Source organism: Pantoea sp. ME81, from assembly GCF_903970985.1.
GTDB lineage: Bacteria > Pseudomonadota > Gammaproteobacteria > Enterobacterales > Enterobacteriaceae > Pantoea > Pantoea communis.
The window spans coordinates 1-8,473 of the sequence record NZ_CAJCKS010000193.1 but is presented as its reverse complement, the minus strand read 5'-3'; the positions used below and the strand labels follow the sequence as shown (position 1 = coordinate 8,473).

At 53.7% G+C, this 8,473-nt stretch carries 8 protein-coding genes; 4 read left to right on the top strand and 4 right to left on the bottom strand.

Translation table 11 applies throughout. From position 1 onward, the window contains the following. The 4 genes from H7A81_RS23480 to H7A81_RS23460 all read right to left on the bottom strand — a co-directional run. Positions 1-856, bottom strand: an 856-nt coding sequence (locus H7A81_RS23480) for an ABC transporter permease (RefSeq protein WP_182058869.1), incomplete at its 3' end; no start/stop codon positions are given. Then, positions 853-1,797: an ABC transporter permease gene (locus H7A81_RS23475; protein WP_182058870.1), complete on the bottom strand. Its 945-nt coding sequence runs from the start codon at positions 1,795-1,797 to the stop codon at positions 853-855. The genes H7A81_RS23475 and H7A81_RS23480, both read right to left, overlap by 4 nt. 12 nt (positions 1,798-1,809) lie before the next feature. Continuing rightward, positions 1,810-3,432: a TIGR04028 family ABC transporter substrate-binding protein gene (locus H7A81_RS23470; protein ID WP_182058868.1), complete on the bottom strand. Its 1,623-nt coding sequence runs from the start codon at positions 3,430-3,432 to the stop codon at positions 1,810-1,812. Positions 3,433-4,099: 667 nt separating this feature from the next. Then, positions 4,100-4,951, bottom strand: coding sequence for an aldo/keto reductase (locus H7A81_RS23460; protein WP_182058866.1), 852 nt, complete (start codon positions 4,949-4,951; stop codon positions 4,100-4,102). 254 nt (positions 4,952-5,205) lie between these two features. Here H7A81_RS23460 and H7A81_RS23455 point away from each other — a divergent pair, with 254 nt between their 5' ends. The 4 genes from H7A81_RS23455 to H7A81_RS23440 all read left to right on the top strand — a co-directional run. After that, the gene (locus tag H7A81_RS23455; protein ID WP_034829771.1) at positions 5,206-6,099 is read left to right on the top strand and encodes a LysR family transcriptional regulator; all 894 of its coding nucleotides are present in this window, start codon (positions 5,206-5,208) and stop codon (positions 6,097-6,099) included. A 228-nt stretch (positions 6,100-6,327) separates the two neighbouring features. Beyond that, positions 6,328-6,738: a cupin domain-containing protein gene (locus tag H7A81_RS23450; RefSeq protein ID WP_255479029.1), complete on the top strand. Its 411-nt coding sequence runs from the start codon at positions 6,328-6,330 to the stop codon at positions 6,736-6,738. Positions 6,739-6,748: 10 nt separating this feature from the next. Then, positions 6,749-7,492, top strand: coding sequence for a carboxymuconolactone decarboxylase family protein (locus H7A81_RS23445; RefSeq protein WP_182058864.1), 744 nt, complete (start codon positions 6,749-6,751; stop codon positions 7,490-7,492). A 316-nt stretch (positions 7,493-7,808) separates the two neighbouring features. Beyond that, positions 7,809-8,473, top strand: a 665-nt coding sequence (locus H7A81_RS23440) for an MsnO8 family LLM class oxidoreductase (protein WP_182058863.1), incomplete at its 3' end; no start/stop codon positions are given.

The window sequence follows — 8,473 nt, the reverse complement described above, 5'->3', positions numbered from 1 at the left end:
ATACGCCACCTCCGGCGATCTGTTGACTAATGCGATTCGCCGCCAGCACCACGGCCACCACCACGATGCCGGGGAAGGTGGTGAGCCACCAGGCGGTGGCCAGGTAGTTACGCCCTTCAGCAATCAGTAATCCCCATTCTGGCGTAGGTGGCGGTGTGCCATAACCCAGGAAACTGAGGGTGGAGAGCGCCAGAATCGCCTGACCAAACTGCAGTGCGGCAAAGGCAATTACCGCCGTCAGCGAGTTGGGTAAAATGTGGCGCCACAGCACCAGCCAAAAGCTGCCGCCACTGCCGTAGGCCGCTTCGACATATTCGCTGCGCCGCACACGCACCACTTCACCACGCGCCAGCCGGGCAAAACTGGCGATGGAGGCAATCCCCACGGCCAGCGCGGCATGCACTGTGCCAAATCCCATCAGAATCAGCACACTAAGTGACAGCAGCAATGAGGGAATGGAAAGCAGCACATCGACAAGGCGCATCAGGGTGTTTTCCGTGCGCCCGCCCACAGCGCCCGCTAAAACGCCCAGCGTGGTGCCGCCAATCAGGCCCATCGCAACGGCGGCAAAAGCGGCGGCCAGTGACTGTGAAGCACCGTAAACAATACGGGTAAACAGATCGCGGCCGAGTTGATCGGTCCCGAGCCAATACGCGGCCTGCGGCGCTAAACGTTGCGCGCCGGGCACCCCTTGGGTCGGGCTGTAATGGGTGAATAAACCCGGCGCGAATGCCGCTAATAGGGCCAGCAGCATCACCGCCCAGGCCAGCCAGAGTCCGGGCTGAATCTGCCAGCTGCGTTGGGTATGTGGGGTGGCGCCGCGCTGGCGAGCGGTGGCGTAATCGACGAGGCTCATCGGCTTCCTCCGGCGATAGGTTGCAAACGGGGATCGAACAGTGGCATCAGCACATCGACCAGCAGATTGATCAGGACAAAGGCCAGCGCAGAGATCATCACCACCGCCTGTAACACCGCGACATCCTGGTTATTGACCGCCTGCTGCGTCAGTTGGCCGATACCGCTGAGACCAAATACGGTTTCGGTGATCAGCGCGCCGGCGATCAACTCGCCCAGCAGCAGACCGGCCACGTTGAGCACCGGCAGCAGCGCATTGCGCATCACGTGTCGCCACAGCACGCGATTGGCGCTGGCGCCTTTGGCTCGTGCCACCGCCACATAAGGCTGCGTTGAAATCTGGTCAATACTGCGCAGCAGGATTTGTGCCAGCGGCGCGGAGATCGGGATCGCCACGGTGATCACCGGCAGGATTAAACCCTGCAACGGCGACGGGTTGATCACCGGTATCCAGCGCAACTGAAACGAGAACAGCTGTATTAACGCGATGCCGAGCCAGAAGGTGGGCAGCGAGATAAACAGCGCAGGAACGGATTGCAGCAACGAACGCAGCAGACGCAGTGCGGGCAAGCGAGACAGTGCCGCCAGCGCAAAGGCCAGCAGCGTGGCCAGCGCAAAACCCAGCACCGCCAGCTGCAGGGTGGCGGGCAGGTTGCTGATCAACAGATCGCTCACTGACACGCCAGCCTGTACTGAATAGCCAAAATCACCGTGCAGCATCGCCAGCAGCGTATGGAAATATTGCTGCCACAGTGGATTATCCGCGCCATAAGCCAGCCGCATCTCAGCGATCTGATCCGTGCTCAAGCCCAGATCCGGGTTCTGGAATTTAATCAGCACCGCATCGCCCGGCAGCACCTGCAGCAGCAAGAACGACAGGGTAAACGCGGCCCATAATACCAGCACGCTTTGACCCACTCTTCGCAGCAGAGAACGTTGCATCATCAGCCTGCCTTAGTGTTTTTCCAGCCACGCGCCGTAGAACGAAGGACGACCTACGGCTTCAAAGCTCACGCCTTTGAACCAGGGAGCACCCGCGAACACTTGCGGCTCTTCGAAGATCGGGATCACGTAAGCCTGATCGAGCAGATAGCGTTGGACATTGCCGGTCAGAGCCAGACGTTTAGCCGGATCCACTTCTGCTGAGATATCCACCAGCAGTGCATTCAGCTTGTCGTCGCGGAAGTTTTGCACCTTGTCGCTGGAGCCGCCTTTTTGCAGCAGCGCGTTACGGTTGGTGGGGTAGAAACTGCTTTTGATTACATCCGGATCGGCACGGCCGACTTCCGTGACGTTGAGCGGCGTTTTCAGCGGATCGAGATTATCCAGCGTGGCGCTGCCCGCATCGCCCGCTTTCACCGCTAAGGCGACGCCCACCTGACGCCACTGCTGTGCCACCAGTTGCAGCACTTCTTTGTTCTGCGGCTGTGGCAGGGATTCGTAAATGGCGAGGGCGAGTTTTTTACCCTCTTTCTCACGAATCCCATCGCTACCGACCTTCCAGCCAGCTTCATCAAGCAGCTGTTTTGCCAGGGTGGGATCGTACTTCAGCTTGTCGGCGAGGTTGACGTAACCGGCTGCAGAATGGGCAATAACCGACGTGGCCTGCGGATAGTTAGGCGAGAACAGTGTCTGCACCACTTGCTGCGCGTTGGTAGCGTGCAACAGCGCCTGGCGCACCTTCAGATCACTAACCAGCGCATTGTCAGGACGGAAGCTGATGCTGTCGTTTACACCGCGTGTGGGTGCGGCATAAATCGGGAAGTTTTGCTGCTGCGCCTGTTTTTCGTCATAGGCCTGGACCTGGCGGATAAAGTCTGCCTGGCCCGCCAACAATGCGCCGATGCGCACGCTGTCTTCCGGCGTGACGATAATTTTGATGCCATCGAGATTGGCCGGGCCTTGCTGGGCGATATTTTTCGGCCCCCACTGATAATCTTTACGCGCGGTGAGATCGACTTCACGCCCGAGTTTTTCATCACTGACCACAAACGGACCGGAGCCAATAATATGGCGTGCGTCACCCAGTTGATCGAAGCTTCGTTGCAAAGTGCTTAGAGAAACTAAGCCAGATCCGATGGTCGCGGTGCCCTGTAAAAATCCCGGAGAGGGTTTCTTGAAATAGAACTTCACCGTCAGCGGATCGACAACTTCGCTGTGATCGTAGTTATTAATCACTTCTGAAACCGGTAAGCGAAGGGCTTTATTGCCGAGGCCGTAGGTATCAAAGTTTTTGGCTACCGCGTTGGCATCCAGCGGCGTGCCATCGGAGAAGGTGACGCCCGGACGAATTTTAAAAGTGTATTCAGTTTTATCGGCGTTGCTGCTCCAGCTTTCCGCTACCCAGGGTTCAACCTGCAGCGTCTTTGGATTCTGCCACGTCAGCTTATCGGTGATCTGGTTGAGGATACCGCCGTTGGGGTAGAAACCACCGGCAGGCGGGTAGAGGTTGGTATGCGGTTGCTGTTCAAGATACACCAGCGTACCTCCCTTGACCGCAGTGTCCGCCGCGTGCGCGCTAAATATCCCAGTCAGCAGGGCTAAGCTCAATGCCTGCAAGTGAAAATGCTTACTCATGGTGAATTCCTTATGATTCAATAGCCCGGCGGGCGGATTTCATCATCAAATGCCGCACCCGCGAGGAGAACCAAGGAATTGCACTAAGCTTTTGCGAAAAAAATAAAATGAATGGACTTGTGGGAAATAATTAAGATTCTTCGCCGATTAAAAGTGGCGTTAACTCTCTATAATGTAGAGGTTTTATAGTTATGGCTTACAGCATGAGGGGGGAGTTTAATGAGAGCATATTGGATCCCGGGTTTAATGTTTATGCTGTCAGCGTGCTCAAGCTCCGTCGGGCATAATTTCGATAGTGCGAACATTCAGAAAATACAGACCGGTAAAACCACCAGAGCCGAGTTGATAAATATGTTTGGGCCGCCTGATTCTGAATCCCCTTATCCGGAAGGGCAACGCCTTATGATGTGGAAATACAGCGAAGCCCGTACGCTGGATACCACCGCAGGCAAAACACTTACCGTGCAAACCAGGAATGGCCGGGTGTTTACTTACACATTGAGTAAGAGTTGAGGGCAGCAGAAGTTGATGCCTGATAAAACCATGCAGTGCACCAACGATAATCTGACCTCAACTTGAAAACATTACGGAGTGAACCACTGGATAACGCTCGCCTACCACATCGATAGCCTGAAGAGCTGTGGTGATTTTTTGTATTTCAAAGGGATTAAACGTCGATTTTTCGACCGGTCAGCCACTCCACCATGGCCGGATCGCGATGCGAGAAGAAGGCGCTGGTTGCGGTATCCAGCGCGGTAATACGGCCCATTTCATCGCTGCTTAATTCGAAATCGAGCACGTTAATATTTTCTGCCATACGCGCTTTGCGCACTGATTTTGCGAGAGACACCACGCCACGCTGGAAGATCCAACGCAACACCACCTGGCCCACACTTTTGGCATGCTTTTCACCTATCGCAGCCAGAACCGGATGCTGGAATAAACCGTTTTTCCCTTCGGCAAAGGGCGCCCATGCCTCTGGCTGGATGTTTCGGCTCTTCATCCATGGCACCGCATGCAGCTGCTGCTGAAAGGGATTCACTTCAATCTGATTCACAGCGGGCACAACCTTGTTAAAGGCGATGAGATCGGCCAGGCGATCGGGATGGAAATTGCTGACGCCAATGGCTTTAATTTTGCCCGCTTCGTACAACTCTTCCATCGCACGCCACGCGCCATGCACATCGCCGTACGGTTGGTGGATCAAATAAAGATCGACATAGTCCATCTGCAGCCGGTTTAAAGAGCGTTCAAACTGTGCTTTTGCGCCTTCGTAGTTTGTATCTTGTAGCCACAATTTGGTGGTCACAAACAACTCGTCGCGCGCAACACCGCTTTGCTGGAGCGCATTACCTACCTGCGTTTCGTTTTGATAAGAGGCCGCAGTGTCGATCAGGCGATAGCCGGTTTCGATAGCATCAATCACTGCGCGTTCGCACTCGGTGGCATCGGTCATCTGAAACACACCAAAGCCCAGCAGAGGCATATCGAGACCGTTATTAAGTTTGACTGTCTGCATGAGATTACCCTTTCGTGAATTTAGGAAAGCATAACTTCAGGAGATTGATTTGATTAGACCCTGTAATCAGCTAGGGTTTATTAGTCATGCTCATTAATAATGCATCGTAAAGTGAACAAACCCGTGAGTCGGATGCTATAGAGTAACGCGCGTAAAATTGAGGGCCTGCGTTGACTTGCGTGAGATGAGACAGCACTTAAGTGACAGTTTGATTGTGATAGCTTCAGTAGACCTGAACGGAGATGTGAGTAGCGATGCTAAGAGAAAATTTCAGCGATCTGGTTTATCTGGTGATGGTCGCCCGGGAACGCAGTTTTACCCGTGCCGCTGCCAAATTGGGTGTCTCTCAATCCGCGCTGAGCCATGCGATGCGCGGCCTGGAAGAGCGCCTTAAAACGCGGCTGTTGACGCGCACCACCCGCAGCGTGGCACCGACCGAAGCCGGTGAACAACTTATCCAGAATATCGCGCCCTTGATGTCAGATATTGAAAAAGCGCTGGTGGCATTGACCGAACATCAGACGCGTACCTCGGGCAATATCCGGATTACCGCCGGTGAACATGCGCTGCACTCCACCCTGTGGCCATTAATTAAACCCTATCTTCAGCAATACCCTGACGTGAACATTGAACTCTCAGTTGATAACACGCTGACCGACATTGTGAGCGGGCGTTTTGATGCCGGGGTGAGATTAGGCGAGCAGGTGGAAAAGGATATGGTGGCGGTGCGTATCGGTCCTGACTGGAGAATGCTGGTGGTTGCGACCCCCGAGTATTTTAAACATCACGGTATTCCTGAAACGCCGTATGAATTGCAGCATCACAACTGTATCAATATGCGCTTGCCGACACTGGGTGGATTGTATAACTGGGAGTTCACCAAAGATAAAAAAGAGATTCGCGTCAAAGTGGAAGGCCAGCTTATTTTCAATAACCTCAGTTCGCGTATTGAAGCGGCACTTAGCGGCATGGGGATTTTGTATGCGCCGGAAGATTCTGTGCGGAAATATATTGATGAAGGTCTGTTGCAGTGTGTGCTGATAGACTGGTGCGAACCTTTTAGTGGTTACTATTTATATTATCCCAGCCGTAAACAGCACACCGCAGCCTTCTCAAAATTGATTGAAGCAGTGCGCTATCAGGGTTGACTGACGAGTTATACCTATTGGTGAATTTTGCTCATAAACCCATCCTGATTTGACTACCTTATCAATCAATCCGCGTGATCCTACACTCTTAGCTGCTATCAATGTGGCCGCCCATTCCAGAGCGGTCACCACCCGAACCTGAAGCACGGAGCCGACATAATGAGAATGGCTGTTGCCCTCATACTGGCGTTATCTGTCTCAGTTGTTTCTGCAAAGGAGAACACATCGATGATCACTGTCTGGCAAAGTGGTGAAAAACCTTCGGTTAAAGGCAACTCAGAATATTTCACCGGTACGGTGCGTATTGATGCGCCGTTTCAGGGAAGCGAACCTGCACGTATCGGCGGCGCGACCGTGACCTTTGAACCCTCCGCACGCACGGCATGGCATACCCATCCGCTCGGGCAAACGCTGATTGTGACAGCAGGTCTGGGACGTGTGCAGGAGTGGGGCGGTGAAGCACGTGATATCCGTCCGGGCGATATTGTGTGGATCCCGGCAGGCGTAAAACATTGGCATGGTGCCGCACCGGAAAACAGCATGTCGCACATTGCCATCGCTGAAGCTGAAAACGGCCAGGTGGTGGAGTGGCTGGAGAAAGTGAGCGATGAGCAGTACGGTTCCACGGCCTCTCTGTAAGGAGTAAAAGATGACGAAAAGCATCAATGCCTCATTAATGATGTGCGCTGCGCTCGCCTCTTCAGTGAGTCTGGCTGATGAACCCTCCGAGCCAGAACAGAAAAAATATGTCGCGCTACGGCAAAAACAGACTCATCCATTGACCCTGCAACAAAAGAGTATCGCGGTGATTGCGGCCCATGCCGCGACAGGCAATATTGCCAAACTGAATGATGCGCTGAATCAGGGATTGGATGCGGGCCTGACCCTCAGCCAGTGCCGTGAGGTGCTGGTGCAACTTTATGCCTATGCCGGTTTCCCTCGCAGCCTCAACGCGCTGGGAGAATTGATGAAAGTGATTGATGCCCGCTGCTTACAGGGCAAAAATGACCAGCCAGGCAACGAGGCCGGGCCGGTTCCAACGCCAGAAAATATGCTAGCCGCCGGTACGCGCAATCAGACGGCGCTGGTCGGCAATCCGGTGAAAGGGCCATTGTTTGAATTCGCCCCGGCGATCGATCAGTTCCTCAAAGCGCATTTGTTTGGCGACATTTTCGCGCGCGACAACCTGGACTGGAAAAGTCGTGAATTAGCCACTGTGGGCGCATTAGCCGGAATGAGCGGTGTCGAGTCGCAATTGCAATCACATCTGCGGATCAGCATGAATGTCGGCTTCGACAAATCACAACTTGCCGAACTGCAGGCGGTGTTTAACGCTCAGGGAGATGAAGAGGTCGCTCAGCGAATTGAAGCGGCGTTGGCACAGATAAAATAATAAATCCCTTATAAACGCACCGGTATTTATTCCGGTGCGTTTTGCTGTTCAATATTATAACGAAGAGTGTATTCCGTCAGACTTATATCCAATCGTGCAAACCTTTCCCGATTAGTTTATTACGCATAATTAATCGTTATTCGCAACGCTGATTGATGCGCAACCCTCTGTTTTACATTGTTTATTTATCCATCAATATTCCGCGTCTCTCTGATATGCATTAATTAAAAATGCATACGACAATAATATGTTTTACCCATTACCCGCCGCCATCACACACTGCTCGCCATCATCATTGAAGAAAAGGATTTGGCGTATGTCATATCGACTGAGCTTGTTAGATAAATCGCCGATTGCCTATGGAGAGAGTGCGTCGCATGCCCTGCATCGCACATTACAGCTGGCGCAGCAGGCTGAGGCCTGGGGCTATCACCGCTTCTGGCTGGCAGAGCATCACAACACTGACCGTCTGGCGAGCCCCTCTCCTGAATTGCTGATCGCCTGGATCATTGGGCAGACGCAGCATATTCGTGTCGGCTCTGGTGGCGTGATGTTGCAACACTACAGTCCTTATAAAGTCGCTGAAAACTTCAACCTGTTAGCTTCACTCGCGCCAGGCCGTATCGATCTCGGTGTGGGTAAAGCGCCAGGCGGTTTACCGCTCTCCACCCGCGCTTTACAGCAGGGCATCCATCAAGACGAAAAGGGCAGCTTTGCTGAACAGCTTTCACTGCTGGATAGCTGGCTGGATGTTCCGCCGGTGGGCGATGAAGAGATCCTGCGCGCCACACCGCAGCCGCCACGTCCGGCTAACCGATTCCTGCTGGGTGCCAGCGAACAAAGTGCCAGGCTGGCAGCAGAACTGGGCTGGCAACTGGTGTTTGCGGCACATCACAACGGCGATCCGCTGTTAATGGAACAGGTGCTTAACAGCTATCGCCATTACAGCAACGGCAAGCAGGCGCTGGTGGCCGTGCAGGT

Excerpts from the sequence above, each read along its gene's own strand:
- H7A81_RS23445 (WP_182058864.1), top strand. The coding sequence starts at position 6,749 with ATGACGAAAAGCATCAATGCCTCATTAATGATGTGCGCTGCGCTCGCC.
- H7A81_RS23460 (WP_182058866.1), bottom strand. The coding sequence starts at position 4,951 with ATGCAGACAGTCAAACTTAATAACGGTCTCGATATGCCTCTGCTGGGC.
- H7A81_RS23475 (WP_182058870.1), bottom strand. The coding sequence starts at position 1,797 with ATGCAACGTTCTCTGCTGCGAAGAGTGGGTCAAAGCGTGCTGGTATTA.
- H7A81_RS23450 (WP_255479029.1), top strand. The coding sequence starts at position 6,328 with ATGATCACTGTCTGGCAAAGTGGTGAAAAACCTTCGGTTAAAGGCAAC.
- H7A81_RS23455 (WP_034829771.1), top strand. The coding sequence starts at position 5,206 with ATGCTAAGAGAAAATTTCAGCGATCTGGTTTATCTGGTGATGGTCGCC.
- H7A81_RS23470 (WP_182058868.1), bottom strand. The coding sequence starts at position 3,432 with ATGAGTAAGCATTTTCACTTGCAGGCATTGAGCTTAGCCCTGCTGACT.